Below are 26000 nucleotides of genomic sequence, written 5' to 3'. Positions count from 1 at the left end.
GACACGGGCACGCTCGATCCCAAGCAACTTCTGCAGTACTCTGACAGTGCGCAACGCCCACTCCTTTAGGTATTGATCTTCGCAACTCAAAACCTAAGTGGGACTGGGCGTTGCGTGCGTTAGGCTCGCGGATAGGAGCCCACTTCAAGGTCAGAAGAGCCACATTTTGGCGAGTAGCTTGGTGTCATGCCCTCGATCACCGAGCTCCGTGACACCCTCATCTCACTGCCGTCACCACCCGACGACGGTAGTGGCCGCGCGCTGCACGAGCGGCTCGACGAGCTGCGGGTGCTGCGCAACGTGCTCGATCACCAGATCGCCGTACATACAGCACTTTTCGACGCCACGGGTGCCGCAGTACGGGCGGGGTCGACCACACGGAACGCGTTGATCGAGATGGGCATGCCACCCGCGGCCGCGTACCGTCATGTGCGTATCGCCGGCGGGTTGGGGTTGGTGCCGAAGGTTGCCGACTGCGCTGCCGAGGGTTATCTGTCTGCTGAGTGTGTCGACGCGGTGATCCGTGGGATCACTCTGGTGGACAAGCGTTCCGCGTCAGCGTTGTCCGACGACGACCGGTCAACGTTCGAGAGCGAGTTGCTCGCGCAGGCGTTCTCCGGAGCCACCCCCGGCGAGATCGACGACCACGCCCGCGGGATCGCCACTCGTCTGGCCGCCACCGACCCCGCCGCCGTGCCGGCGGCCGATGATGCGTCGCTGAACACCGTGCACACCCGCATCACCGACGACGGGCGGGTCGCGATCGCCGGAGATGTGACCGCGGTGATCGGAGAGAAGTTCGTGTCCATGATCGACGAACGGTCCTGTCCGCGTCCCGAACCCGACGGCGCTGCCGACCGTCGAGGCGCCGCCGAGCGACGCGCCGATGCACTAGAACTGTTGTTGGATCAAGCCGCGATCGGCGCGGCGATGACCACCGCCGGAGCACCACGCACCCAACTGCTGGTGACCATCCCCGCCGACGGCGCTGATCCGGCACGGCTTCCGTGGATGGGTGCGGTGTCAGAATCGACGACACGGCGCCTGTCCTGTGATGGCGGGGTGGCCGAGATCGTCCTCGACGACGAGGGGGTGCCGTTGCGGATGGGCACCACGAAACGACTGTTCCCCCATCACCTGCGGCAGGCGATCATCGTGCGCGATCGGTGTTGTGTGAAATGCGGGGCGCCAGCCGCGCATTCACAGGTCCATCATCTGGTCCACTGGGTCGATGGTGGTCCGACCGATCTGGACAACGGGTGCCTGTTGTGCCAACGCTGTCACACCCAGGTCCATCACCACGGCTGGCAGGTGGTGATGGGTCCCGACCGGCACCCCCGGCTGATTCCGCCCGCCGACATCGACCCGAAACGCCTACCCCGACCCGCCTACAACCGACGCACCATGCGACTCGACGACGCCCTCGTATAACCGCACCCGCTCACGAGACCTTCGGCGTCGACCCCGGCGCCACACGACCCTTGACAACTCCACAGTGTGAAACCTCCTTCTGCTTAACGGGATTCTGTAACGAGCAATGGCGTATACCCGACGCTCCATGGGGAGCAGTGGGCCCGCGCCTCCGAAAGCTCAGGGCGCTCCTCAGGAGCGGGGAGACGTCCCGCCGCAAGCTTCGGGCGCTAGGCGGCGGGGGTGTATCGCTCGCAACCTCAAGAGAGTTTGCGGCGCAAACCGGACACTTGTGCCTACCTTGGATCACATGACACCCACACGCATCTCCGGTCCGATCACCTGGCTTGCCGTGTTCCTGGCGGTCGCGCAGGTGGTCGCCCCCGTGGTCCCGTTCTCCGGCTTCGGCGCCTCGCCCAACGAGTCGACCACAGATCTGTTGATCACCCCGGCGGGCTACACGTTCTCGATCTGGAGTCTCATCTACCTGCTGTCGATCGTCTTCGCCGTCGCCGTGGTGTGGAAAGGTGCCACCGGGACCGACGACCCGCGGCGTCTGCTCATCGACCTCGAAGTCGCGTTCGCCGGCGCTGCGCTGTGGATTCTGGTGTCGGCGGGGGAGTGGACGTGGGTGACACCGATCGTGCTGACGGTCATGACGGTGGTCCTGCTCGACGCGGCCCGTATCGCCGCGAGACCGGCCGACGACGCGGCGCCCCGGTGGCTCACGGTCCTGACCCGCATCCTCGTCGGTGTCTACGCGGCATGGGCCACCGCGGCGGTCTTCCAGAACTGGGCCGCCGCGATCGGTGCCGACGTCGCCGACCCTCGGTCCCTGGGATGGCAGCTGACCATCCTGCTGGCGTGTGCTCTCGCCGGGCTGGCCGTCACCGCTGCTGTCGGGTCGGTGCTCGTCGCGTACCCGCTCACGTTGGTCTGGGCGTTCGGCGGAATCATCGTGGCCGCCAAGGGCGAGACGACGGCAGTCGTCGGCGTCGCGATCGGGACGATCGTGGCGCTGGCCGTGACAACGGTCGTGATCACGGTACTGCGGCGTCGGGCGGGTGTGCCCGCTCCTGCCGCGGCACGATAGGCGGGACCGATACTCGAGACCTACACCACCGATTCACGGATCGCCGACTACATCGACCGCTGGTCGTCGACGCTCGTGCGGTCCCGGCCCCGGGGACCCGGTACCACCGCATGAATCCCCGACTGCGCCGCTGACGCGATCATCCGTTCGGTGAGTTCGGAATCGGCCTGTGCGCGCAGCGGATCGGCGACGTCGCGGTCCCATACCGTGCGGCCACCCACCACGACCTCGCGTAGGTTGCGCAGTCCGCAACCGAGCACATAGGTGGCGACGGGGTCCCAGATGGGGCCGAGGTGGGGGGACCGGGGGTCGACGACGAGCAGGTCCGCGAACTTCCCGACCTCCAGCGAACCGACCTTGTCGGCCACGCCCATCGCCGACGCCGACCCGAGCGTGTGCAGGGTGAGCATGTCGACGGGGGTGAGAATCGCGGCGTCGCTGTGCTTTCCGCGCTGCAGGAACAGCCCGGTGCGCATGTTCTCGAACGGGTCGGACACGTCGGTGCACGACTGGTCGTCCACACCGACGCCGACGGTCACCGAATCCCGTAGCAGGCGGGGGATGTCGGCGATGCCGGAACCGAGCCGACCGTTCGACATCGGCTGCCACACCACCGCCGAACCGGTGTCGCGCACACGCGTGACCATGTTCTCGGTGGGGTGCACGAAGTGTCCGAAGGCGAAGCCGGGGCCCAGAACGCCTGCGGCGTCGTACCAGTCGAACTTCGACTGCTGGATCTCGATCTGCTCGGCGGTCTCGACGAAGTGCGCCTGATTGGTGATCCCGTACCGGTCCATCAATGCCCGTTCGCGTTCGGCGGTCGCCTGCGACGACGACCACTGCACCGAGCCGTATACCGAACCGCCGAGGTCGAGGTCGCGGTCGACGGTCGTCAGGTGGTTCATCACCTCGTCGAAACCGGCGAAGGCAGCGTCCTCGCCGAGTTGCTCGTCGTCGAGCCGCACACTGGTGACGAACCGGATTCCGGTGGCCGCCAGGCCGTCCACCTGGGCGGTGACGAACTCCGGAGAATGCACCCGAGCCGCTTTGAGGACGGACTCCTCGTAGTCGAAGAGTGCCAGGACGCGAGACTGGGTGAAGTTGTACACGGAGGTGATTCCCGAGGACAGGTGATCGAGCCCGCCGGCCAGCGTCATCCAGTACAGGTCCTGCGCCTCGGCGCCGAGCAGCATCGTGCTGTTGAGCGTGACCCATTCGTAGAGTGGGCTGTTGGGCGCCACCCCGCGCATTCCACCGGTGTAGATGTGACTGTGCGCCGAGACGAAACCGGGTGCGAGGAAGGCGCCGTCGAGGTCGTGGCGGGGGAGCGGTGCGTCGGCCGGCGGTGAGCCCTCGCCCATCCCGGAGATCCGGCCGTCCTCGCCCACCGACAGCCATCCCCAGAACCAGGGCTTCTCGCCGCTGACCGGCAGTACGAGTGCGTTGTGGTAAGTGCCGGTCATCCCGGTAGAACCTCCGATGTCCAATGATTTCCGTTGTCGGTGAACCGTACTCGCTGCGACGGCCCGTCCGGGTCGCCGCGCCAGAAGGTGATCTCCCGCAGGTCGATGGCGAACCCGGTCCAGGTGGGCGGTGCGGTCAGTCGCGGGTGGGCCGAGTCGTAGTCGGACCATCGCCGACGCCGCTCCTCGGGTGGCAATGCGGCGAGGTCGTCGTCGTTCAACCATGCCAGGAGTTGCAGGTACCGGGAACGGCGCGAGTAGGCCTCGGACAGTTCGTCGTCCGGCGCTCGCCGGACGTCACCGTGCGCGACGACCTGACGGCCGACGGAGGGCCAGGCGATCGCGATCGAGGCGCGGGGGTTGTCGGCGAGTTCGGCCACCTTGGCCGACCGGCTGTCGGTGTGGAAGTAGACCGCGGTGTCGTCGGCCTCGGTGATCAGCACGTGTCGGACCCGGGGATAACCGTCGCGGCCGCACGTCGCCAGTGCCATCAACGGCCGTGGCTCGTCCGGCGGCGGAAGCCAGTCACGCAGCAGCGTCATCGGATGGACCGAGAGCTGATCTGCGCTCGCGCAATCGGTTCCGAACCCGGTACCGCTGGTGATCAACGCCCCACCCGGCCCGGGTCGAACGTGGCGATCTCCGGCAGCGCGGCGACCAGGTGCTCGACGCGCTCGTCGAACAGTGTCGCGCCGATCGAGGCATCGGCTCCGGTGGGGTCGCCGATCACCCCCGACTCGGCGAAATCGGTGGACAGCCAACCGAATCGGACGGTGCCGGCGAAACCGACGTGCCGGGCGTCGGCGACCGCGTCCGCCACCGTCGCGACCGCCTTGTCCATGTGCACGAGATCCGGCCGGAGGTGCAGCATCATCGAGGTCTCCGCCCAGCCCGCGTGGATACCGAGTCCGCGCTCGGTGGGACCGGGGTGACCCGGGCCGGAGGAGAAGAAGGTCTGCAGGTCGAACCGTCGTCGGAGTTCGCGCGCGGCGACCTCGATCAGTGCGGAGTTGCCGCCGTGCGCGTTGAGGAACAGCACACGACGCGCTGGGGTCTGTGCGAGCGACGCCCCGATGTCGACGATCGTCTCGAACAGGGTGCTCGCCCGCAACCAGATCGTGCCCGGGAGCCGCGAGTGCTCGTCGGATTTGGTGTAACCCAGTGCCGGCAGGAGCCAGACATCGTGCCCCGCGGCGGCACCGCGGTCCACGACGGCCTCGGCGACGGACTCCGCGACGATGAGATCGGTGGCCAACGGCAGGTGTGGACCATGCGGTTCGATTGCGCCCGTGGGTAGTACGAGGATCGAGTCCGTCGATAGGGCGGTGCCGATCTGTTCGGTGGTCAGCTCGGCATAACGCCGATGCGCGGCCGGGCGCGTCGTCCTCGTGGTCACCGTGTTCACATCCACCTTCCGGGATTGAGCAGACCCTTCGGGTCGGTCTGGTGCGCCAGCGCGCGGACGCGCTCGGCGTCGAGATCGACGTACCACTGGTGCGGGGAGTGGACGCCGACCCCGAGTTCCTCGAGTGCGGCGACGCCGTCGATGACCTGCTGCGGACTGCGGTAGATCCCGTTGAGCATCCCGAACATCATCTCGTGGCCGACCTCGAGATGCAGCATGCCGCCCTCGTACACCTTCTCCACCTCCTCGAGCCGGGTGACGAGTGCGTCCCCGCGTACCTCCATGTGGAACCATTTGTCCGGCTGCGACTTCTGTAGCCACCACGTCGGGTGGTTGTAGGAGAGCGTCGACAGCTTGACCGTCTCGGCGATGCCCTCGCGGATCGCTTCGACGCGGCCGCCGGCGGCGACGACCAGGTCGGTGGTCTCCGCCAATGCCCGGGCGTCGATGATCCCGCGCACGCTGGCGAGACCGCGGACGAGCGCGGGGTCGTCGGGCAGCGCCCCGGTGATGACGGGACCGTCCGCGGACAGCAGACGCGGCTTCGGTTCGACCGCCGCCAGTCGGAGCGCCGCGTCGAACGCCTCGCGGGCGGAGCCGAAACTCGCGTACACGCAGCGCCATTCCTGCAGTGGTTCCACCCGGACGGTGGCGCCGACGATGATGCCGGCGACCCCGTAGGTGTGCACGAACGGGGTCGCGTCGTCGCCCTCGAGATGGACCACCTCGGCGTCGCCGGTCGCATGGACGACATCCAGTGCGTCGACGAATCCCTGATGGTTGCGGCCGTGCACGATCGTGCCGGTACCGGCCGAACCTCCCGCCAGGAACCCGCCGAGCGTCGACTGGACGGTCGACGGGTACATCCACAGCTGGCTGCCGTGCGACCATGCGGTCTGTTCCAGGTTGATCATCCGCGCGCCCGCCTGGGCGGTGACCGAACGGTCGGTGACGTCCCCGATCGCGGTCAGCGACGTCATGTCGAGGACGAGTCCGCCGAAGCGCGGGATGACCTGGCCGTAGTTCCCGGTTCCCTTACCGCGCGTGGTGATCGGCACGCCCCGGGCGACCGCCGCGCGCACGATGTGGGGCACCGCGTCGGCCGTGCGCGGGTAGCACACGAGATCGGGTCGGCCGAGATCCTGCGCCGACAGGATCGGACTCATCCCCGAGCCGTCACGGGCCGCCCGTTCGAGCGCGCGGGGAAGTGAACTGATGCCACGCGGGCCGACGATCGCGAGCAGGTCGTCGGCCAGCGCATCGACGTCCTCGGGGCCGAAGTCGGGCCGTCCCTCGTCGGTACCGACCGCGACCACCGGAGCGGTCATGACGGCAGGCCCACCGAGGTGTCGATGAAGCGGTTGGTCGCGATCGCCTCGGGCGTCAGGCCGTCGGCCGCGGGCGTGCCCTGCTCGGTGAAGATCGGCCCGGTCACCTCCATCACCCGGGCGACGCGCGCGGTGTCGAAGTTGCCGATCGTCGAGTCGGTGCCGTTGCTCACCAGGTTGAGGTCGGCCATCGTCTCCCGCGCGTAGTCGGCGTTCCGCTGGGAGTACACCCACCCCGTGTCGTACTGCTCGACGGCGTCGAGGATGACCGCGTCGGCCGCCTGCGGCGACGCCAGGTAATCGACCGAACCGCGCTGCAACACCGGCACCAGCTGCTCGAGGCAGGCGGCGTTCTCCTCCAGTGCGTCCGAGCGAACCGCCACCGACGACTTGTAGGACGGGAAGCCGACGTCGTGGATCAGCTGGTACTTCACCGGCTTCTGCCAGCCCTCGACCTCTTCCTGGTAGACCTGCGGCTCGGAGCTGGCGAACCCCTGCTGGGCGGTCTTGCCGCCGTCGGAGACGAAGTTGGCCGGCGACCCGTCGTAACTGCCGTCGACCTGTGCGGGGGAGAGGACACCCGAGCCGGTCAGGTAGTCCATGTAGGTGGCCCCCTCGAAGTAGAGGACGCGCGCGTTCGCCGCCTTGAGGTCGGCGATCCCCTGGACCTGCGGATAGGTGGCGGGATCCCACATGATCATCTGCGGACTGATGTCGAGCGGTGCCATGACCGCCGTCGTCGGGTTGTCCTTCGAGTTCTGGATGGCCTGATCGGTGTCGACGTAGCCGAGGAGGATCTCCGGGTCGGAGTACATCTGCGAGGTCACCGACTGGAAGCCGATGGCGGGTCCGCCGGCCCGGATCTCGATGTCGACGCCGGTGTATTCGCCGCGGTCGAAGAGCGGACCGACGACGCGCTTGTTGCCGGCATTGATCGTGGGGTCGGGGCCGAGGAGTTGGTAGAGGTGGCCGTGTTCGGCCTCAGGGTTCCAGTCGGTCTGGATGACGACCTTGTCGGGACAGTTGGCGCTCAGGTCGACCGGACCGACCGCCCCGGTGTAGCCGGAGGATTCGGTGCTCTCCCCGGAACTGCATGCGGCGGTGAAGGCGAGGGCGGCGGCGACGACGGCGACACCGGTGGTCTTGGACAGGCGACGCCAGACGGGTGTGTTCATGAGTTCCTCTTTCGGCCAGGGAGTTTCGGGGGTGTGGACTGAAGTGACGAGCAGTGGCGGTGCGACGATCAGGGCGGTGCGACGATCATGGGCGGGTCAGCGTTGGTACCAGCGTCCGACGATGCGGTTGCCGAGCCAGCCGAAGAACCAGAAGACGACCACGCCGAGAAGTGAGGCGAGCACGATCGAGGCGAACAGCTCCTCGGCCTGCAGTCGTGACCGGTAGTTGTCGATCAGGATGCCGATGCCGGGATTGCCCTGCTTGAAGAAGAAGTCGCCCACGATGGCGCCGACCACCGACAGGCCCGCCGAGATGCGGAGACCGGCGAAGATGGCCGGCATGGCGGCGGGGAACTCCAGCTTGCGCAGGATGGTCACTCGGCTCGGGTGGTGCAGGGCGAAGAGATCCCGCATCTGCCGGTCGACCGATCGCAGACCGAACAGGGTGTTGGAGACGATCGGGAACAGCGAGATCAGTACACAGACGAAAACCCGTGCACTGAAGCCGAATCCGAACCAGAATCCGACCAGGGGGACGAGCGCCAGGATCGGGACGCACTGCAGGACCACGGCATACGGGAAGAGGGCATTCTCCATCAGCCGCGACTGCGACATGATCACCGCCCAGGCGATGCCGATGATCGCGGCGATCGCCAGGCCGGTCAACGCGACGGTGGCGGTGCGGCTCAAGGCCTCCCACATCTCCTGGGCGGAGTCGCCCAGCAGTCCGTCGGTGACGACCTGGTGCGGGGGCGGCATCAGGAATCGACGGCCGGGATCGAGTACCGCGTAGCTGACGAGGTACCACGCGCCGATGACCAGCGCCAGCACGACGAGCGGTGCGGCGACTCCGACCATCTTCGAACGGGAACGGCCCCGTCGACCCGTGCGCGCGGCCACGGCGAGCTCGGTGGTGGACCCAGGGTCGGGTGTACCGCCCTTGCCGGTTCTCGGGGCCCGCACGCCCGGGGCGGTCTCGGTGCCGGTATCGGGGGCGCTCATGAATGTGCCTCTCGGAGTGCGCGTGAGATCCGGCCGGCGATCGCGCCGAACTCCGGCTCGAAACGCAGGTCGGGCGACCGGGGATAGTCGAAGGGGACCTCGATCTCGTCGACGATGGTTCCCGGCCGTCCCGACATCACCAGGACACGCGTGGACAGGAACGCCGCCTCGGCGACCGAGTGGGTGATGAACAGGCCGGCAAAGCGTTTGACGGCGAACAGCTCGGTCAGGTCGGTGCCGAGCCGTTCGCGGGTCAGTTCGTCGAGTGCGGCGAACGGCTCGTCGAACAGGAACAGGTCGGGATCGAGCGTCAGCGAGCGGGCCAGCGACACCCGCATCCGCATGCCGCCGGACAGCATGTGCGGCAGGTGCTTGTCGAACCCGGTCAGCCCGACCGTCTCCAGAGCCGCGCGAACTCGCTCGCGCCGTTCGGCTTTCGGCGCACCGTCGAGTTCACCGAGCAGTGCGACGTTGTCGGCGACGGTCCGCCACGGGAGCAGGGTGGCGTCCTGGAACACGTAACCGATCCGTTCGGCACCGTTCTGCAGGTAGCCGTCGGTGATCGTCTCCAGTCCCGACGACAACCGCAGGAGGGTCGACTTGCCGCAACCCGATGGGCCCACGACGCTGACGAACTCGCCCTCGCGCACGTTGAGGTTCACGTCGCGGAGGGCGTGGGTGCCGTCCGGATAGGTGAGCTCCACGTGTTCGAAGCCGACGAGCGGGTGACCGAGTGCCGGTCTGGGGGTCGTTGCTGGTGAACTCATCATCTCTCCATACCGACGGGGGACATGCCCAGCGGTGATGCTGCGGCTGAGGACAATCCGGCCGGTGATGCTCCTGCCGGAGACGGAACCGGGAACGACGGGAACGCCGTCCAGGTGGTGGACTCGGTGCGTGCGACCGGGGCTCCGTTCACGATCACGACCCGGTCGGCCGGCGCGGTGGCGATGACCTCGGTGAGATCGGCGCCGCGGATGGCGACGAGGTCGGCGCGGGCTCCGACGACGGGGCCCGCGGGCTCCAGTCCGAGCACGGCACGTGCCTCGGAGGTGACGAGATCCGTCGCAGTCGCCGGGTTTTGATGTGCTGCGGTGATCAGCAGAGCAGCGGTTTCGAGGAAGTCGGCCCGGCCCACGGGATTGAACGGGTCGCGGATGTTGTCCGCACCACCGGCGACGCGGACGCCGTGGTCGCGCAGCACGTCGATCGGCGTGATGCCTCGTCGCCCTGCGGACGGTCCGGATCGGCCCTGGAGGTACAGGTTCGTCACCGGCAGTGCGACGACCGAGACACGGGCCCGCGCGAGCGCCCGTGCGACCCGCTGCAGGTCGTCGGCGGCCAGGGTGTCGAGGCGGCAACAGTGGCCGGCCGTGCGGATCCGGTCGTCGGGCCACTCGGCGACGCGGTCGGCGAAGGCCTCGATGGTCAGGTGGTCGCCGTCGAGGAATTCATCGACGTGCAGGTCGGCGCCGATACCGCGCGCTTCGGCGAGGTCGAGCAGTCTCGTGAGCTCGGCGATGGGGTCATCGGCGATGTGTGGGGCCCCGCCGACGAGGTCGACGCCGGCGTCGAGCGCGGCCTCGATGTGCGCGGTGGGCGTGAGTGGGCCCGCCAGGACCGCTATCTGGATGTCCATCAGTCCGCGCAGGTGCTCTCGGACCTCGGTGAGCACGCGGACGGCTCGCAGCGGGTCGTCGTGCGAGAGCACGTCGGCGTGGGTGCGCACCGCGGTGATGCCGTTGCGCAGCATGGACGAGGTCGCCCGGAGGGCGCGCGTCCGGAAGGACTGCTCATCGAGGGAGACGCTGCCGGCCCGCCAGGAGGCGATCGCGGCGTCGAGGTCGCCGCTCGGCGGTGACAGTTCCGGCCACGAGAGGGCCTTGTCCAGGTGGGCGTGGGGTTCGGCGGCGGGCGGGAGCAGCAGGTGGTCGCGGAGATCCAGCCAGTCGGCGGGATGTGGGACATCGGGAGAGCACGGTGAGACGGCGCGGACGCGGTGGATACCGGCGGCGTCGGCGGACAGCTCGACATCGACCACTGACCCGTCGGCCAGTGATCCGGTGATGCCCGGCACGGGCGCTGTCTGCGGAGTCGGCATTGATGACACTTCCTCGAGGACATCGAAATGACGTGCGACGGTGCACGACTGGGTCGGTGGTCCCGCTGTGGCTGGGGTCGGCGGGGGTGGGGCGGTTCGTGATACTTGTTGATCACGTCAACACGACCGAATATAGGAATGCGCTGTTGCCACGACGTTAACCAGCGCTGCGGGCGTGTAACCATCGGTCCTGCAGGAAGGGTGTGAGCCACATGGCGCTCGACGAGCCGGACGTCGCGCAGGTGTCGCTGGGTGCCGAGATCCGCCGACGACGTAAGCAGCATGGCCTCACGTTGACGAATCTGGCTGCGCAGGCCGGTATCTCGCATCCGTTCTTGTCGCAGCTCGAGCGCGGATACGCGCGCCCGAGCATGACGACCCTGGAACGGATCGCCAGGGCGCTGGACACCACCCAGGTCAGTCTGATGCTGGCCGCCGACCCTGCGCACGTGGCGGGGGCCCCGTCTCCGGCACCCGTCGGGACGCAACTGGTGCGTGCCGGTGAGGGCGCGATCCTTCCGCAGGCCGGCGACAACGCCGGATACGCCCGGTTGCTCGTTCGAGGAGACGCCGCATTCTTCCCCCAGGAGCAGTTGTTGAACCGGCGGGACTACGGCGAGTACTTCCAGCACGAGCAGGACGAGTGGTTGCATGTCGTCGACGGTGAGGTCGAGGTCGACCTCGGCGACGGTAGTCTCCTCGAATTGCGAAGAGGCGACAGCCTTTACTACGCTGGCGGCATTCCCCACCGGTGGCGGCTCATCGGTTCCGAGGCCGCTCGGCTCGTCGTTGTCCAGGCGTCAACGCAGGTGTCGGAGATCCGCGAGGGTGGGGGTGGTTCCCGTGGCTGGGAATCCCGGCGGAGATCGTAATACCTAGGAGATCTCCGATGTCTTTGTCAGCGAACGACCTTCGAGATGGACTTCGTGTCCGTGTGGTGTCACGGCGCCGGCTCGCCCGTCGGGTGGACGAATTCGTCCTCGCGCCGGTCGGTGTCGCCGCGCTGCCGTCCTGGACCGCTGGATCGCACGTCGATCTGCACACACCGGCCGGCCCGGTCAGGCAGTATTCGTTGTGTTCCTCCCCTGACGACACGAGTACGTACCGGATCGCCGTCGAACGGCGGATCGACAGCCGGGGCGGTTCGGACTCCGTGCACGACGACATCCAGGTGGGCGGCGAGGTGTGGATCAGCCCGCCGCGCAATCACTTCGCGCTGACACGTGCACTCGGTTATGTGTTCGTGGCCGGTGGTATCGGCATCACCCCCGTCCTCGCCCTCGTCGACGAGGCCCGCCGTACCGGGCGGCCGTGGCGGCTCGTCTACGTCGGACGGTCCCGGGCGGAGATGGCCTTCGTCGACGAGATCGAATCCAGGTACCCCGGACTGGTCACGGTTCACGAGTCGGCCCACTCGGGCCGCCTGGATCTCGGTGGCGTCCTGGCCGGGCTCGCCCGCGGCACCGCCGTGTACACCTGCGGGCCGCCGTCGATGCTGGAAGCCGTTGCGCAAGTGTGTGAGCCGCAACCGGCCGTGGACTCGTTCGCCGAGAAGTTCACGGCCACGACGACGCAGTCCGCGGCTGACGCGGAGTTCGAACTCTCCCTCGCCTTCTCGGGCGTGACGGTGACGGTGCCGCAGGATCGCACCATCCTCGACGTCCTGGACGGACGTGGGGTGGTGGCGCCGTCGTCGTGCCGCGAAGGTGTCTGCGGAACCTGTGAGACGGGGGTGGTCAGCGGCGAGGTGGACCACCGCGACTCGATCCTGTCGCCGGAGGAGCGGTCCGAGAACGAATCCATGATGATCTGCGTGTCGCGGTGTACGAGCGGTCGTCTGGTGCTCGAGCTGTGACCGTCACGGTGCTCACCGGCGCCGTGGCGGTCCTACGTGACGCGTCGACGGTCACGCGCGATCCGGTCGTGGTCGATGACCGGTGTATCGGGGCCGCGGTCGGCGGCCGGGCCGCTGCGGACGAGGTCGTCGACGTCTCGGGGTGCGTCGTCACGCCCGGTCTCGTGAACGCGCACCACCATCTGCTGCAGACCGCGTTCCGGTCGCGTCCGGAGAGTCGGTCGGTACCGATGCCGCAGTGGCTCGGCCTGATGACGCAACGCTATTCATCGGTCGGTGTCGACCCCGAGCTCGTCGCCGCGGCAGCGGCTGCCGGGCTCGCGGAGTCCCTGCTGTGCGGTGTGACCACGGTCGCCGACCATCATCTGACCTGGCCCGGTGGTCAGGACCCGGTCGCGTTGGCCGGCGGAACCATCGATGCCGCCGCACGGGTCGGTGCGCGATTGGTCTTCGTCCGGGGCACTGCTCGCGACGATCCGCACGCCGCGGCCGCATCGGTCGAGGACATCCACCGAACCCATCTGGGTGCGGGGGCAACCGGCACGAGCGCGGACGGGATGCTTCAGCTGGCCGTCGGCCCGTCGGGCGTGCACAGCGACGGGCCGGAGACCTTCGCGACGCTCGGCGAGGTCGCATCCCGACTCGGCCTGCGTCGTCGTACGCAGGCGAACGAGCAGGTCGATGTGCAGGTCGCCGCGGAACGATACGGGCGGCGTCCCCTCGAGTTGCTCGACGAGTGGGGTTGGCTCGCCGACGATGTCACGGTGGCGCATCTGTGCGAGATCACCGACGACGAAGTGACTCTGGTCGCGCGATCGGGAGCGTCGGCGACCCACGCGCCCGGGTGCGACGTGCCGATGGGATGGGGCGTCGCGCGGGTCGCGGCGCTCATGTCCGCGGGTGTGCGGGTGGGACTCGGCACCAGCGGCGGCGGGAGCAACGACGCCGGGCACCTACTCGCCGATGCCCGCCTGGCCGTGCAGGTCTCGGGATTGATCGGCGAATCCGTCACGGCCCGAGAGGTTCTCGCGATGGCCACCGAGGGCTCGGCGGCAGGTCTCGGACGGAGCGAGTTGGGGCACCTGCGACCCGGTGCCGCCGCCGACCTCTGCGTGTGGGACTGCTCGGACGTCTTCGACGCCGGGGTCACCGACCCGGTCGACGGCCTGCTGTGGGCCGGCCCGGGCCGACGACCCCGCGACGTCATGGTCGCCGGCGGGTGGGTGGTACGCGACGGAGAACTCGTGACCGCTGATTCACGTTCGCTCGCAGCCGAACTCCGTACGTTGCTGACGCGGCGGCAACGTCCCGCCCCGTAGGCCAACGCTTGCTCCCTGAGGAGCGCCCGCCGTCAGGAAGTGGCCGTCGCACACGGCGGTGCGGGTGCGTCCTCGGACAGCGGCTTGTTCAGTGGCATCAGGTACAGGACGACCAGCACGACCGGGGTGGTCCCGAGATTGGTCCCCTCGTGGGTGTTCGCCTTGCCCCCGGGTTCGGCGATGATCTCGCCGGTCCGGTACACCACCGGCTTGCAGTCGGAGCCGGGGTGGGTGAGGGTGCCCTGCCGGACCAGTCCGTAGAGCGGGCCGTCGTGATAGTGCCACCCGGTGGTGCCGCCGGGGGCGATGGTGATCTCCCGGACCTCCACGTGGACGCCGTCGGGCACGAAGGGTAGGAGGTCGGCCGGGATGTCCGCCTTGGCCAGGCTGACCGCCGAGATTCCGGACGAGGGCGTGGAATTCGCCGTCCCCGACGACATCGCGAGCGGCGTCAGGAGAGCGGCCGCGGCGGCGAGCGTCGCGACGGCGGTGCGCAGGAGTGGTGTCATCGTCCGACCGTACGTCGGGCCGACGCACCTCATACCCGATTCGTCCGATTCTGTTGTGCAACAGTCCTGGACGATTGACCCGAACGGTCCTGGGTACAGAGCGGTGTGCATACGATGACGGGGCCGAGTCGGCGATGATTCGGTACGAACTCGAGGAGCCGCGGATGTCTCGCTTGCCGAATGTCGTGGTCGTCGGCGTCGCCGTCCTGTCCATGGTGATGGGCGTGGCGGGTGTGCTCGTGCCCGCCGCGGGAACAGCGGCGGCGGACACCCTCACCGGTGTCCGATACGCCAAGGCGACGGCCGGCGCGCCATACCGGGAGACCTGGGTGTCGCCCCGCAATCTCGTGGTGTCGGTGTGGTCACGGTCGATGCGGACCCAGGTTCCGTCGCTGGTCCAGACGCCCGCGAACCGGAGCCAGGCCGCACCGGTGATGTACCTGCTCAGCGGATCGTCCGGGGGCGAGGACAGCGACGACTGGACGCACGCGACCGACGCCAACGCGTTCTATGCGAACAAGAACGTGTGGACCGTGGCCCCGATCGGGGGCGCGGCGAGCTACTACGCCGACTGGCGGCGCGTCGACCCGGCCGCGAACTTCCGTTTCGGCGTGAAGACGTCCCGGCCCCTGCGGTGGGAGACCTTCCTGACCTCGGAGTTGCCCGCGGCCTTCGAGAACGCGCACGGGGGACGATCCGGCCCGGGACGCTCGCGCGGTGTCGCGGGGATCTCGATGGCGGGTACGGCGGTGCTGCGGATCGCTGAGAACCACCCCGGGTTCTACCGGGCGGTGGGCTCCTACTCTGGATGTGCCGACACCGCGTCACCCACCGGGCAGCTGCTGCTGCGCAACGTCGTGTTCGTTCCTGGACTCGCCGACGCGAGCAACATGTTCGGCCCGCCCGGGGACCCGCAGTGGGCAGCCCAGGATCCGGTGATCAGCGCCTACAAGCTCGCTCGCCGAACCCCCGCCCTGTGGATCAGTGCGGCGACCGGATTGCCCGGTGTGCACGACAATCTGTCCGACCGGCGGATCGCCGGCAACGTGGGGGAGCTCGCCGAACAGGTCGCGGCCGGTGGATTCGCCGAGGCTGCCGCACGTTCGTGCACGGTGACGATGGCAAATCGCCTCGCCGCGCTCCGCATCCCGGCCGTCGTCCGGCTCCCGGCGAGCGGGACGCATTCCTGGGGGTACTGGGAGGACCAGATGCATGAGTCCTGGCCGATGTTCGCCCGCGCGCTTGGGGTGTGACGCCGCGGGAGTGGAAAGGCGATCGGCGATGACCGTGACCCGCCGGGGCCTGTGGCTCTCGCAACTGCTGCATCCCGGGGTCTCGCACGTCGTCGCCTTCGGCCTGACCCTGAGCGGCCCGCTCGATGCCGGACGACTCCACCGCACGGCCGGTGCCGTGCTCGACCACGTCGGCTGGTGCGACGTACGTCTGAGTCCTGATCGTTCGCCGGCCGACGGTCATTCGCATCCCCTGCAACCAGCCGGTTCCGGACTGGACCCGGTGGAGTGCGTGGACCTGTCCGCGTGTGCCGACCCGGCAGCCGAGAGCGAGGCGCGTGCGCAGCGTTTCCTCGACGACCCCGCAGGCGCCGACCTCGGACTACCGCTGTTCCGCAGCGAACTGCACGTCCTCGCTCCCGACTCCCACCGGTGGATCGTGCGGGTACACCACGTACTCACCGACGGCGCCGGCGTCCTGCGGGTCATGGCGCACATCGCCGCTGTCTACGCGGGTACTGCGCGACCGGACGAGATGCCCCTCGCCGACGACCTCGAACTCGAGGCCGAAGAGGACAAGTACCGCGCCTCGCGACGCCGCGGGACCGACGAACAACACTGGGCGGAACGACTCGATGGCCTCGAGCCGTCCCTGCTGGCCGGTTCCGTCCCGCGTTTCACGTCGTCGATCACGCGCGTCACCGAAACCCTGACCAGTCCGCGCACCGCGTCGTCGGCCGAGTTCGTCGCCGCGTTCGCTGGCCTGTGCGCCCGGCTCCTCGACACTCCGGACGTTGGATTGAGTCTCCCGGTCGCGGCACGAACCTCGGCGGCACGTCTACGGGCGGTGCAGCCTGTCTCGAACGTCGTGCCGTTGCGCCTCGACGGAATCGGGGACCGCGACGCCCGGCAGGCCCTCGCCGAGGTGTCGTCGGCCCTGGTCGAGGCACTGCGCCATCAGCGCTACCATCGCGAGGACATGCTGCGGAACCAGCGCGGGCTCAACGGCTTCGGCGCGGTGGTCAACCTCTTGCCGGGTTTCGAGCCGCCCGCTGTCGACGGTTTGCTCTGGGGACTGGAGGTGATGCGGACCGGACCGATCTCCGACGTCGCGGTCACCCTGCACCCCGCCGATCAGAACGGTCGCCGGGCGGTGACCTGGGAGGCCCCGGCCGCCGTCGTCGACACCGATGCGCTGGCCACCCTCGCCCGCCGTTTCGACCGGCACCTCACCGCCACCTTGCGCGAACTGGACGGCGGTCCAACGGTTCCCGACGATTCGGTGTTCGTCGAGGGGGAGTGGGAGCGCTTCCGGTGCCGGAGCGGACCGCCGGCACCGCCATTCACACCGACCGTGAGCCACCTCGAGGACCACTGGTCGTCGGACCCGGAGGCCATCGCGATCATCGACGGTGAGGTGTCGGTGTCCCGACGCGAGTTCGCGCGCCGGGTGGATCGCGGGACCCGGTTGCTCGTGGCGGCCGGGGTCGGTGCGGGCGACCGGGTGGCGGTGTCCATCGAGCGGTCGGTGACCTCCGTCGTCGCGTTCTGGTCGGTGCTGTGTGCGGGCGGCGTATGGGTGCCGGTCGGTGACCTGTTCGCACCGGAGGCGCGAACGCGAAATCTGCTCGAGCGCTCCGGCGCGACGGTCGGATTGTGCGTGCGGGGCGCCCCACGCCCCGGGTCGATCCGGTGGCTCGACCTCGAACACGACGACCCCGACTCCCCGCTCGCCGATCGGTGGCCAGGCCTGGAACGCGGACCCGCCGATGCCGCCTACCTGCTGTTCACGTCCGGATCCACCGGAACGCCCAAAGGCGTGATCATGCCCCACCGTGGCCTGCCCGCCCTGATCGCGGAGATCCGACAGACGTACGCGCTCGCACCCGGGTCACGCATCCTGCACGCGTCGTCCCCGACCTTCGACACCGGGATCGTCGAGATGCTGTGCGGGGTGGTCGGCGGGGCGACCGTCGTCGTCGCGCCGCGGTCGGCACCCGGCGGTGATGCCCTGGCGCACCTGATCCGACGGCATCGCGTCAGTCACCTCATCGTCACGCCGTCGGTCCTCGACACCCTGCCCCTGGATCTGGCCGACGACCTGGTGCAGGTGATCGTCGGTGGCGAACCGCCGTCGCCGCGGGTGGTCGACCGCTGGTCGGGTCGCGTCCGGCTACGAAATGCATACGGGCCCACCGAAGCCCGGTGCAGCATCAACATCTCCGCACCGCTGTCGCCGGGCGAGGCGATCACCGTCGGCCCGCCGATGGTCGGAGTCGACGAGGCGGTCCTGGACCGACTCGGCCGGCCACAACCTCCCGGGGCGATCGGCACGCTCCACTGTGCGGGACCGCAATTGGCCGACGGCTATCTCGACGACCCGGCGTCCACGGCGGAGGCCTTCGTGCAGAGCACGTTCCCGGCCGGGGAGGTGATGTACCGGACCGGCGACCTGGCCCAGTGGACGGAGGCCGGTGAGATCCGACTGCTCGGACGCCGCGACGGACAGATCACCCTGCGGGGCTTGCGCATCGAACTCACCGAGATCGACGCCGCGCTCGGACGATGTACCGACGTGCGGAGTTCCGCGACGATTCTCCGCGAGTTGCCGTCGGGCCGTACCGCTCTGGTGTCATTCGTCGTGCCGCAGGGCACCGGAACGGATGTCGACGCACCCGGGCTGCGTCGCGCGGTCGCCGGTGTCCTGCCGTCGTACATGGTGCCCGCGCTCATCGTCGGCATCGACGCGCTGCCCCGTACCGGCAACGGCAAGCTCGACGTCGGAAAGCTCGCGGACCACCCGCTCCCCGGTCGCCGGTCGGCGCGCGGACCCGCCGACTCGCACGAGACCCTGCTGGTTCGGGTCGTGGGCGAGGCGCTGGGCACTGATGAGGTCGATCTGTTCGCCGGCTTCCTCGAGCAGGGCGGCGACTCCCTGGCGGTCATGCGGGTCGTCGGATCGCTGATCGCGGCAGGACATTCCGAGATCGGGCCCGACGACGTGCTCACCGCGCCCGACCTGGAGACGCTGGCCGAGCGGATGGTCGAGCCGGTGCGCCCGGACGTCACCGTACGGCGACCGACCGCATCGGACGTCGATCGTCCGCTCACGTCGGCGGAACGGACGATCGAACGCGCGCCGGGACACCCGCACGGGCAGCTGGTCCGCGTCGGATGGGTTCCACCCGAGACCGGGCGGCCCACCGCTGCCGAACTGCGAGAATTGCTCCGCGCCTTGGTCGATCGGCATCCCGCCCTGCGGTCGAGCTATCCGGACACCCCCGCCGGGCCGGTCCAGCGGGCGCTGGCCGGCGGCACCGACGCCGCGGTCGACGTTGGCGTGCAGGTGGTTTCGGACGCGAACCAGAATCCCGGGCGCGAGAGCCTACGCGCACACGCCGATCAGATGTCGGCGTCGCTCGACGTCCGGGTCGCACCGCCGTTCTGCGTCCGCATCGTGTCGGATGCCGACGGCGGTGTGATGGCCGCTGTCGCGGTGTTCCATCACATCGCGGTCGACGGTCACTCGCTCGGAACACTGGCCCGGGAGGCGGACCTGATCGCCCGCGGAGTGGATGTCCCGGCGGTGCAAGCCATCTCGCCGTCCGTACGACGCACTGACGACGACATGGACGGCCGGTCGTGGCACCGACTGCTCGGCAACGCGCCCGCGCGCTCCTTCACCCTGGACGGGCTGGACCCCGTCTCCTGTGCGCAGTCCACGGCGGTTCGTCGCCGGGCACTCGTCGACGCCGACGTCTACGCACGGTTCCGTGCCGGTGCGTCCGAGCAGGGCATGACCCCGTTCGAGGTATTCGGGAGATCGGTGTCGGAGGCGCTCGCGCGACTGACCGGACACGACCGGGTGATGGCGGCCACCGCGGCGTCGACGCGACCGGCGGGTGCCGAGGACACCGTGGGCGACTTCGTCGTCGCTGCGGTCACGCCGCTCGACGCCCGCGAGGACGTCCGCGGCTCGGTCGAGCGGGTCCGTCGGTGCATCGCCGCGGCGACCGGGCCCATGGAGGACGTGCTGGACCTACTGGGCCGGCCGGTCGTCGACGGGCGCCTCTTCCCGGTGCCGGTGCTTCTCGGCTGGACCCCGACGATCACCCGCCCGAGCGTGGGCGGTCACCTCTACGTGTTCCCGCCGCGGACCACGCGATGGATGCTGCAGATCGAGGGCTCGCCGACCGAACAGGGGGAACTGCAGGTCCTGGTGACCGGCGCGGCCTCCGCGCTCGCGGCGTCCCGGGTCGAGCAGGTGCTCGCCGAGGTCGTCGCGTGCCTGCGGGAACGGTGATTCGAGAACCTCACCGGCAGAGCAGAACACCCCGCGGGCGAGGTGCCCGCGGGGTGTTCTCGATCGTGAGATGACGGATCAGGCCAGATCGAACCGATCGTTGTCCGAGACCTTCACCCACGCCTTGACGAAGTCGTTGACGAAACGCTCCGCCGAGTCGTCCTGCGCGTAGACCTCGGAGAGTGCGCGCAGCTGCGAGTGCGAGCCGAACACGAGGTCGGCAGCCGTTGCCGTCCACTTCTTCTCGCCGGTGGCGCGGTCGGTTCCCTCGTAGACGTTCTCGTCGGAACCGCTCTTCCACTCGGTGTTCATGTCGATGATGTTGCGGAAGAAGTCCGTCGACAGGACGCCGGGCCGGTCGGTGAACACGCCGTGCTTGCTGCCACCGTAATTGGTGTCGAGCACGCGGAGACCACCGACGAGGACGGTCAGCTCCGGCGCGGTGAGGTCCAGCATGTAGGCACGGTCGAGGAGCAGCGACTCCAGCGGAGTCTTCTCGCCGTCCTTGCTGAAGTTGCGGAACCCGTCGGCGCGCGGTTCGAGGACCTCGAACGAGTCGACGTCGGTGCTCTCCTGCGAGGCGTCCGTCCGGCCGGGGCTGAACGGCACGGTGGCCGGGAAACCGGCTGCCTCGGCGGCCTTTTCGATCGCCGCCGCACCGCCGAGGATGATGATGTCGGCCAGCGAGACCTTCTTGCCGCCCGATGCCGAGTCGTTGAAGTCCTTCTGGACCTGCTCGAGAACCGGCAGTACCTTGGCGAGCTCGCCGGGTTCGTTGATCTCCCAGTTCTTCTGCGGCTCGAGACGGATGCGGGCGCCGTTGGCACCGCCCCGCTTGTCGGTGCTGCGGAAGCTGGCCGCCGACGCCCAGGCCGTCTTGATGAGCTGCGTCGGGGACAGCGCATCGAGCAACGTGCCCTTGAGAGAGGCGATGTCGTCGGCGTCGATCAGTTCGTGATCGACCGCGGGCACCGGGTCCTGCCAGATCTGCGGCTCGGGAACCCACGGGCCGAGGTAACGGCTGACCGGACCCATGTCTCGGTGCAGCAGCTTGTACCACGCCTTGGCGAAGGCCTCGGCGAGCTCCTCGGGATGGTCGAGCCACCGGCGGGTGATGTCGGCGTAGATGGGGGACTCGCGCAGCGCGACGTCGGTCACCAGCATGGTGGGCGCGCGACCGGGACCGCCGAACGGATCGGGGATCGTCCCTGCTCCCGCACCGTCTTTCGCGACGTACTGCCAGGCGCCGGCGGGGCTCTTGGTGAGCTCCCACTCGTAACCGTAGAGGTTCTGGAGGAATCCGTTGCCCCACTGGGTCGGGGTGGACGTCCAGACGACCTCGAGACCACTGGTGATCGTGTCCTCGGCCTTGCCCTTGCCGTAGCCCGACTTCCAGCCCAGGCCCTGCTGTTCGATCGGGGCGCCCTCGGGCTCGGGCCCGATGAGGTCGGCGTCGCCGGCGCCGTGGGTCTTGCCGAAGCTGTGGCCGCCGATGATGAGGGCGGCCGTCTCTTCGTCGTTCATCGCCATCCGACCGAAGGTCTCGCGGATGTCCTCGGCGGCGGCGATCGGGTCCGGCTTGCCTTCGGGACCTTCGGGATTGACGTAGATGAGACCCATCGTGGTGGCGCCGAGGGGCTGGGCGAGCTCACGTTCGCCGGAGTAGCGCTTGTCGGTGCCGAGCCAGGCGTCCTCCGGGCCCCAGAACACCTCCTCGGGCTCCCAGATGTCCTCGCGGCCGAAGCCGAAGCCGAAGGTCTTGAAGCCCATGGACTCCAGTGCGACGTTGCCCGCGAACACCAGCAGGTCGGCCCAGGACAGCTTGGTGCCGTACTTCTGCTTGATGGGCCAGAGCAGGCGACGGGCCTTGTCCAGGTTGGCATTGTCCGGCCAGCTGTTCAGCGGGGCGAACCGCTGAGCGCCCTGGCCGCCGCCACCGCGGCCGTCGAAGATGCGGTAGGTACCGGCGGCGTGCCAGCTCATACGGATGAACAGGCCACCGTAGTGGCCGTAGTCGGCGGGCCACCAGTCCTGGGACGTGGTCATCAGCGAGACCAGGTCGGCCTTCAGGGCCTCGACGTCGAGCTTCTCGAATTCCGTTGCGTAGTCGAAGTCCTCGCCGAGCGGGTTGGACAGCGAGGAATGGGCGTGCAGGATCGAGAGGTCGATCTGCTCGGGCCACCAGTCCTTGTTGGTCAGCGGCGCATGCGCTTTCGGCTTCGGCGAGGGGATCGCCGGGTTCTCGCTCTCGCTGGCACTTGCGGTGTCGGCGTCTGAGTTGGGCGGGCGGCTGTCGGAGGTCACGACATTCCTTTCGAGGGGACTGACAGGCTGCGATCACCGGAGGTGATCAGGTCGGGGCCTTGCTGAGGCAATCAGGGCACAGACCCCAGAAGATGACCTCGGCCTCGTCGAGTGCGAAACCGTGGTCTTCTGATGGGGTCAGGCATGGGGCTTCCCCGATTGCACAATCCACGTCGGCAATGACACCGCAGGCGCGGCAGACGACGTGGTGGTGATTGTCTCCGGTGCGAAACTCGTAGCGCGACACCGAACCCGAGGGTTGGATGCGGCGGATGAGCCCGCGCTCGGTCAGGGCGTGCAACACATCGTAGACGGCCTGACGTGAGACGGTGGGCAGGGTTTCGCGTACCGCGTGATAGATGGTGTCCGTGTCGGCATGCGGGTGCTTGTCGACGGCGGCCATCACCGTCACCCGAGGCTGGGTGACACGAAGATCTGCGGCCCGGAGTTGCTGGGCATGGTCCGATGTCGATGCCACGTCCCCCACCATAGGGGCGTCACCGCGTCTTCGCACGGTTTTTCTGGATCTGATCCAAATTCGTGTGGGAGCGGGTGGGGCCCGGCACAGCTGTCGTGTGTCGTTGCGTCTGGCGCCACCTTCCGCGACATCTGCAGACGCTTCCGACAGGCCGACGGCCGCCATCAGGTCGATGGCGGCCGTCGGGGTCGGTCGGTCCGGCAGATCAGCTGTCGATGCCGACCAGGTCCTTCGCGATCTCGGCGAATCGGATCTCGACTGCGGAGACCACGCGCTGGCGGTTCTTGTGTGCCTCTTCGTAGGCGAGGGTGACCCGCAGGTCGGACGGCTTGGTCAGCTCCTTGACCGCGGCCACCGCGTCGGTGACGTTGAGATCGACGTAGCCTTCGATCGGGAGGTCTTCCGCCTCAACGGTTCCGGTGATCTCGCGGAGCTGGTGGAGCGCGTCGGCGGCACCCTCGGCGCCGCTGTCACGGGCGCTGTCCTCGACTGCCTCGAGTGCGGCGTCACGGCCGGCGGCGACGGTCTTCGACACCGCGGCACCGGCGTTGCTGACGGCGTCACCGGCTCGCGAGGCGGTCTCGGTCGCGTCGTCGACTGCTCGTCCGAACCGGCTGCGCAGGGTGTCCACAGGGTCGGGGAGCTGGCGGGCGAACTCGGCGGTGCGGTCGATAGCCCAGGATGCGCCGAGCGCCGGGGCGGTCAAGGCGTGCGCGGCGAGGCCGCTCGCCCACTGCGAGGGGCCGCGACGCAGGGCGGCCGGGCCGCCGAGCGCCTCCTCGGCGAGAACCGTCGTGAGCCAGTGGACGGTCGCCGTGTGGGCATCGATGAGCTTGTCGGCCAGGCCGACGAGTGCTTGGTCCTCCTGGCCGGTGGCCAGGGCCTTGAGATATGTGGCGCGTGCCACGAGTCGCTGCTCTAGTGCAAGGTCGTCGAGCAGGGCCTCGTCGAGCGGTTGGGTCTGCTCGGCCAACGTCTTGGCCACGGCACCGACACGGCCGAGTACCGGCCGGACGACATCGACGAGTCCGCCGCGGTCACGCAGGGCGTTCTCGATGGTGAGTGCGCGCTCGCGGGCGTTCTCGGCGTTCTGGGCCAGTTCCTTACGGATCGCGTCGGTGCGGGCCTGGGCCTGCCGGGTCTCGGCGATCTGGATCTCGGTGTGCGTCAGCGCGAGGATCGCGCGAAGTTGCTGGTGAACGGTTGTGGTGGAAACGGTCATCGGTTCTTGCTCCCCTCTTGAACGGGTTGGATCAGCTACACCCCGAGTGTTGCCACGACGAGGGCAGATGTAACACCCCGGTGTGAATCAACCCGGCGCACCGACTCGAACTTGTTGGGCCACAGCGGGTTCTGCGTATTGTGAGGCGCGTCACAACGGCCGATGAGGGCGCGCGCTATGACCGTTTGCCGAGCTTTGTGTGGTAGCGGGCCTGCGTCGGGCCCGGCCGCACCGCACGTCGACGTTTGGATCCGCCCTCGCCACGGGTACCTCGCCGCGATGGACCCGGAGCGGAGTGTTCGCAGGTCGGACCCGGACGTGGGTTCCGGCGTGACGGCCGCGCAGATCGCCGAGCACCTCGGCACCGCCGTCGTCGGCGACATCGAAGCCGGGTCGATCGTGGTCCGCGACATCGACGACGATTCCCGCACGATCCGTCCCGGGGACGCGTATCTGGCCATCCCGGGCCGCCGCTGGCACGGACTCGACTTCGAGCGGGACGTGGCCGCGGCCGGTGCCGTCCTGGTGATCAGCGACCGCCCGTCGTCGGTCCTGCCTTCTCTGGTCGTCGACGAACCTCGCCGCATCATGGGGCCGCTGACCTCGTGGTTTCACGGTGAACCGTCACGTGATCTGCGGATCTTCGGTGTCACCGGCACGAACGGCAAGACCAGCACGACCCACTTCGTCGATGCGGCCCTCGCGGCGACGGGGGAGGCGGGCGGGCTCATCTCCGGTGCGCGGATCCGGGGCCCCGGGTACGACGTCGTCCCCGCCCGCACGACGCCGGAGGCGCCCACGCTGCAGCGCACTCTGGCGACCTTCCGACGCCACGGCGTCACCTGTTGCGCGATGGAGGTCTCCTCGCATGCGATCGATCAGGGGAGGGTCGACGGCACCGCGTTCCGCGTGATGGCGTTCACCAACCTGTCCGACGACCATCTCGACTACCACGAGTCGATGGAGGGCTACTTCGCGACCAAGGCCGCGATGTTCACGCCCGAGCGGACGCAGATCGCAGTGGTCGACATCGACGACCACTGGGGTGTGCGTCTGGCCGCCGGGACCACGACGGAGACCTGGACGTGCGCGACTCGACGCACGGACGCAGACGTCGTCGCCACGGACATCCGGGCCGGGCGTCTCGGCGCCGAGTTCACCGTCCACACGCCACACGGGCGATCCCGGGTCGGGCTGCAGGTGCTGGGGCCTCACCAGGTCGGCAACGCTCTACTGGCACTGACCGCCGCGGTGGCGGACGGCGTCGATCTCGCCGCTGCGACCGAGGGCATCTCCTCGGTGACCGGTATCGCCGGACGTTGCGAACCCGTGCATGCCGGACAGTCCTATCGCGCCATCGTGGACTACATGCACAACACAGCGGGACAGCACGCGATGTTCCCCTACCTGAGGTCGTTGTCCGACGACGGGCGTCTCATCGTCGTGGTCGGGGCAACCGGTGGACGAGATCCAGGGAAACGAGAACCCCTGGGGCAGGTCGCGGCGCGTTACGCGGACGTCGTGATCGTCACCGACGAAAGCCCCGAGGACGAGGACCCCGGCGAGATCCGGGCCAGTGTGCTCCGCGGCGCGCACCGGGGTGCGTCGGCGGTCGTCATCGAGGAACCCGACCGGCGGCGCGCATTCTCGACGGCCACGTCCATGGCCGGTGACCGCGACGTGGTCGTGGTCACCGGCCGGGGCAGCGACACCTTCCGCAGGTACGGGACCGAGACGTCGTTCTTCGACGATCACACCGAGTTACGGCGCGCGATCCTCGACACGTCGGACTGAACGGGCG

Annotated in this window: 20 protein-coding genes; 8 read left to right on the top strand and 12 right to left on the bottom strand. The window is 68.8% G+C overall.

From position 1 onward, the window contains the following. Nucleotides 1-186: 186 nt before the first annotated feature. Nucleotides 187-1431: a DUF222 domain-containing protein gene (locus ACFVHY_RS16655; RefSeq protein ID WP_390273819.1), complete on the top strand. Its 1245-nt coding sequence runs from the start codon at nucleotides 187-189 to the stop codon at nucleotides 1429-1431. A 289-nt stretch (nucleotides 1432-1720) separates the two neighbouring features. After that, entirely contained in the window at nucleotides 1721-2503 is a 783-nt protein-coding gene (locus tag ACFVHY_RS16650) for an MFS transporter (protein ID WP_390273816.1), read from the top strand. Between the two features lie 47 nt (nucleotides 2504-2550). Here ACFVHY_RS16650 and ACFVHY_RS16645 read toward each other — a convergent pair whose 3' ends face one another. The 8 genes from ACFVHY_RS16645 to ACFVHY_RS16610 form a co-directional block, all read right to left on the bottom strand. Beyond that, nucleotides 2551-3966 (bottom strand): amidohydrolase family protein, encoded by a 1416-nt coding sequence (locus ACFVHY_RS16645; RefSeq protein WP_390273814.1) that lies wholly within the window; start codon nucleotides 3964-3966, stop codon nucleotides 2551-2553. Then, complete coding sequence (locus ACFVHY_RS16640; RefSeq protein WP_390273811.1) at nucleotides 3963-4574, bottom strand: pyridoxal 5'-phosphate synthase; 612 nt, start codon at nucleotides 4572-4574, stop codon at nucleotides 3963-3965. Before ACFVHY_RS16640 ends, ACFVHY_RS16645 begins: the two co-directional genes overlap by 4 nt. Then, nucleotides 4571-5371: a creatininase family protein gene (locus ACFVHY_RS16635; RefSeq protein ID WP_390273808.1), complete on the bottom strand. Its 801-nt coding sequence runs from the start codon at nucleotides 5369-5371 to the stop codon at nucleotides 4571-4573. Before ACFVHY_RS16635 ends, ACFVHY_RS16640 begins: the two co-directional genes overlap by 4 nt. Continuing rightward, the gene (locus tag ACFVHY_RS16630; protein ID WP_390273806.1) at nucleotides 5368-6699 is read right to left on the bottom strand and encodes an FAD-binding oxidoreductase; all 1332 of its coding nucleotides are present in this window, start codon (nucleotides 6697-6699) and stop codon (nucleotides 5368-5370) included. The genes ACFVHY_RS16635 and ACFVHY_RS16630 overlap by 4 nt, the downstream gene beginning before the upstream one ends. Further along, nucleotides 6696-7874: an ABC transporter substrate-binding protein gene (locus ACFVHY_RS16625; RefSeq protein WP_390273804.1), complete on the bottom strand. Its 1179-nt coding sequence runs from the start codon at nucleotides 7872-7874 to the stop codon at nucleotides 6696-6698. The genes ACFVHY_RS16630 and ACFVHY_RS16625 overlap by 4 nt, the downstream gene beginning before the upstream one ends. A 96-nt stretch (nucleotides 7875-7970) precedes the next feature. Continuing rightward, nucleotides 7971-8876, bottom strand: a complete 906-nt coding sequence (locus ACFVHY_RS16620; protein ID WP_390273801.1) for an ABC transporter permease — start codon at nucleotides 8874-8876, stop codon at nucleotides 7971-7973. Then, on the bottom strand, nucleotides 8873-9643 hold the full coding sequence (locus ACFVHY_RS16615) for an ABC transporter ATP-binding protein (RefSeq protein WP_390273799.1): 771 nt from the start codon (nucleotides 9641-9643) through the stop codon (nucleotides 8873-8875). The genes ACFVHY_RS16620 and ACFVHY_RS16615 overlap by 4 nt, the downstream gene beginning before the upstream one ends. Continuing rightward, the gene (locus ACFVHY_RS16610; RefSeq protein ID WP_390273797.1) at nucleotides 9643-10977 is read right to left on the bottom strand and encodes an amidohydrolase family protein; all 1335 of its coding nucleotides are present in this window, start codon (nucleotides 10975-10977) and stop codon (nucleotides 9643-9645) included. Before ACFVHY_RS16610 ends, ACFVHY_RS16615 begins: the two co-directional genes overlap by 1 nt. A gap of 212 nt (nucleotides 10978-11189) precedes the next feature. Here ACFVHY_RS16610 and ACFVHY_RS16605 point away from each other — a divergent pair, with 212 nt between their 5' ends. Genes ACFVHY_RS16605 through ACFVHY_RS16595 form a run of 3 tightly spaced genes read left to right on the top strand, consistent with a single transcriptional unit; the run spans nucleotide 11190 to nucleotide 14151 of the window. Then, a complete protein-coding gene (locus ACFVHY_RS16605) occupies nucleotides 11190-11849 on the top strand; it encodes a helix-turn-helix domain-containing protein (protein ID WP_390273795.1) in 660 nt (219 codons plus the stop codon). A gap of 17 nt (nucleotides 11850-11866) precedes the next feature. Next, nucleotides 11867-12832 carry a PDR/VanB family oxidoreductase gene (locus ACFVHY_RS16600; RefSeq protein ID WP_390273792.1) on the top strand — a complete coding sequence of 322 codons (966 nt, stop codon included), beginning with the start codon at nucleotides 11867-11869 and terminating at the stop codon, nucleotides 12830-12832. Next, on the top strand, nucleotides 12829-14151 hold the full coding sequence (locus ACFVHY_RS16595) for an amidohydrolase family protein (RefSeq protein ID WP_390273790.1): 1323 nt from the start codon (nucleotides 12829-12831) through the stop codon (nucleotides 14149-14151). Before ACFVHY_RS16600 ends, ACFVHY_RS16595 begins: the two co-directional genes overlap by 4 nt. 32 nt (nucleotides 14152-14183) lie before the next feature. Here the strand turns inward: ACFVHY_RS16595 and ACFVHY_RS16590 are convergent, their stop codons facing one another. Beyond that, nucleotides 14184-14660 carry a cupin domain-containing protein gene (locus ACFVHY_RS16590; RefSeq protein WP_058249779.1) on the bottom strand — a complete coding sequence of 159 codons (477 nt, stop codon included), beginning with the start codon at nucleotides 14658-14660 and terminating at the stop codon, nucleotides 14184-14186. A 164-nt stretch (nucleotides 14661-14824) separates the two neighbouring features. Here ACFVHY_RS16590 and ACFVHY_RS16585 point away from each other — a divergent pair, with 164 nt between their 5' ends. Beyond that, nucleotides 14825-15913, top strand: coding sequence for an alpha/beta hydrolase (locus tag ACFVHY_RS16585; RefSeq protein WP_390273788.1), 1089 nt, complete (start codon nucleotides 14825-14827; stop codon nucleotides 15911-15913). A gap of 28 nt (nucleotides 15914-15941) precedes the next feature. Then, nucleotides 15942-20195 carry an AMP-binding protein gene (locus tag ACFVHY_RS16580; protein WP_390273786.1) on the top strand — a complete coding sequence of 1418 codons (4254 nt, stop codon included), beginning with the start codon at nucleotides 15942-15944 and terminating at the stop codon, nucleotides 20193-20195. 78 nt (nucleotides 20196-20273) lie between these two features. Here the strand turns inward: ACFVHY_RS16580 and katG are convergent, their stop codons facing one another. The 3 genes from katG to ACFVHY_RS16565 all read right to left on the bottom strand — a co-directional run bounded on the left by katG (nucleotide 20274) and on the right by ACFVHY_RS16565 (nucleotide 24199). Next, entirely contained in the window at nucleotides 20274-22499 is a 2226-nt protein-coding gene (katG, locus tag ACFVHY_RS16575; protein WP_390273783.1) for a catalase/peroxidase HPI, read from the bottom strand. 46 nt (nucleotides 22500-22545) lie between these two features. Next, nucleotides 22546-22989 carry a Fur family transcriptional regulator gene (locus ACFVHY_RS16570; protein WP_058249784.1) on the bottom strand — a complete coding sequence of 148 codons (444 nt, stop codon included), beginning with the start codon at nucleotides 22987-22989 and terminating at the stop codon, nucleotides 22546-22548. A 193-nt stretch (nucleotides 22990-23182) separates the two neighbouring features. Beyond that, nucleotides 23183-24199, bottom strand: coding sequence for a ferritin-like domain-containing protein (locus tag ACFVHY_RS16565; protein ID WP_390273781.1), 1017 nt, complete (start codon nucleotides 24197-24199; stop codon nucleotides 23183-23185). Between the two features lie 279 nt (nucleotides 24200-24478). On the opposite strand from ACFVHY_RS16565, the gene ACFVHY_RS16560 reads away from it, so the two are divergent. After that, complete coding sequence (locus ACFVHY_RS16560) at nucleotides 24479-25993, top strand: Mur ligase family protein (RefSeq protein ID WP_390273779.1); 1515 nt, start codon at nucleotides 24479-24481, stop codon at nucleotides 25991-25993. Nucleotides 25994-26000 lie beyond the last annotated feature (7 nt).

Origin of the sequence: Gordonia sp. NPDC127522 (assembly GCF_042672305.1) — a bacterium.
Taxonomy (GTDB): Bacteria; Actinomycetota; Actinomycetes; order Mycobacteriales; family Mycobacteriaceae; genus Gordonia; species Gordonia hongkongensis.
Note: the sequence above shows the minus strand (reverse complement) of the source record. Positions and strands in the feature narration are given on the sequence as shown.

Coding starts and splice junctions, on each gene's coding strand:
- ACFVHY_RS16600 (WP_390273792.1), top strand. CDS start 11,867: ATGTCTTTGTCAGCGAACGACCTTCGAGATGGACTTCGTGTCCGTGTG.
- ACFVHY_RS16645 (WP_390273814.1), bottom strand. CDS start 3,966: ATGACCGGCACTTACCACAACGCACTCGTACTGCCGGTCAGCGGCGAG.
- ACFVHY_RS16610 (WP_390273797.1), bottom strand. CDS start 10,977: ATGCCGACTCCGCAGACAGCGCCCGTGCCGGGCATCACCGGATCACTG.
- ACFVHY_RS16565 (WP_390273781.1), bottom strand. CDS start 24,199: ATGACCGTTTCCACCACAACCGTTCACCAGCAACTTCGCGCGATCCTC.
- ACFVHY_RS16585 (WP_390273788.1), top strand. CDS start 14,825: ATGTCTCGCTTGCCGAATGTCGTGGTCGTCGGCGTCGCCGTCCTGTCC.
- ACFVHY_RS16605 (WP_390273795.1), top strand. CDS start 11,190: ATGGCGCTCGACGAGCCGGACGTCGCGCAGGTGTCGCTGGGTGCCGAG.
- ACFVHY_RS16650 (WP_390273816.1), top strand. CDS start 1,721: ATGACACCCACACGCATCTCCGGTCCGATCACCTGGCTTGCCGTGTTC.
- ACFVHY_RS16580 (WP_390273786.1), top strand. CDS start 15,942: ATGACCGTGACCCGCCGGGGCCTGTGGCTCTCGCAACTGCTGCATCCC.
- ACFVHY_RS16615 (WP_390273799.1), bottom strand. CDS start 9,643: ATGAGTTCACCAGCAACGACCCCCAGACCGGCACTCGGTCACCCGCTC.
- ACFVHY_RS16560 (WP_390273779.1), top strand. CDS start 24,479: ATGGACCCGGAGCGGAGTGTTCGCAGGTCGGACCCGGACGTGGGTTCC.
- ACFVHY_RS16620 (WP_390273801.1), bottom strand. CDS start 8,876: ATGAGCGCCCCCGATACCGGCACCGAGACCGCCCCGGGCGTGCGGGCC.
- ACFVHY_RS16570 (WP_058249784.1), bottom strand. CDS start 22,989: ATGGTGGGGGACGTGGCATCGACATCGGACCATGCCCAGCAACTCCGG.
- ACFVHY_RS16625 (WP_390273804.1), bottom strand. CDS start 7,874: ATGAACACACCCGTCTGGCGTCGCCTGTCCAAGACCACCGGTGTCGCC.
- ACFVHY_RS16655 (WP_390273819.1), top strand. CDS start 187: ATGCCCTCGATCACCGAGCTCCGTGACACCCTCATCTCACTGCCGTCA.
- ACFVHY_RS16590 (WP_058249779.1), bottom strand. CDS start 14,660: ATGACACCACTCCTGCGCACCGCCGTCGCGACGCTCGCCGCCGCGGCC.
- ACFVHY_RS16630 (WP_390273806.1), bottom strand. CDS start 6,699: ATGACCGCTCCGGTGGTCGCGGTCGGTACCGACGAGGGACGGCCCGAC.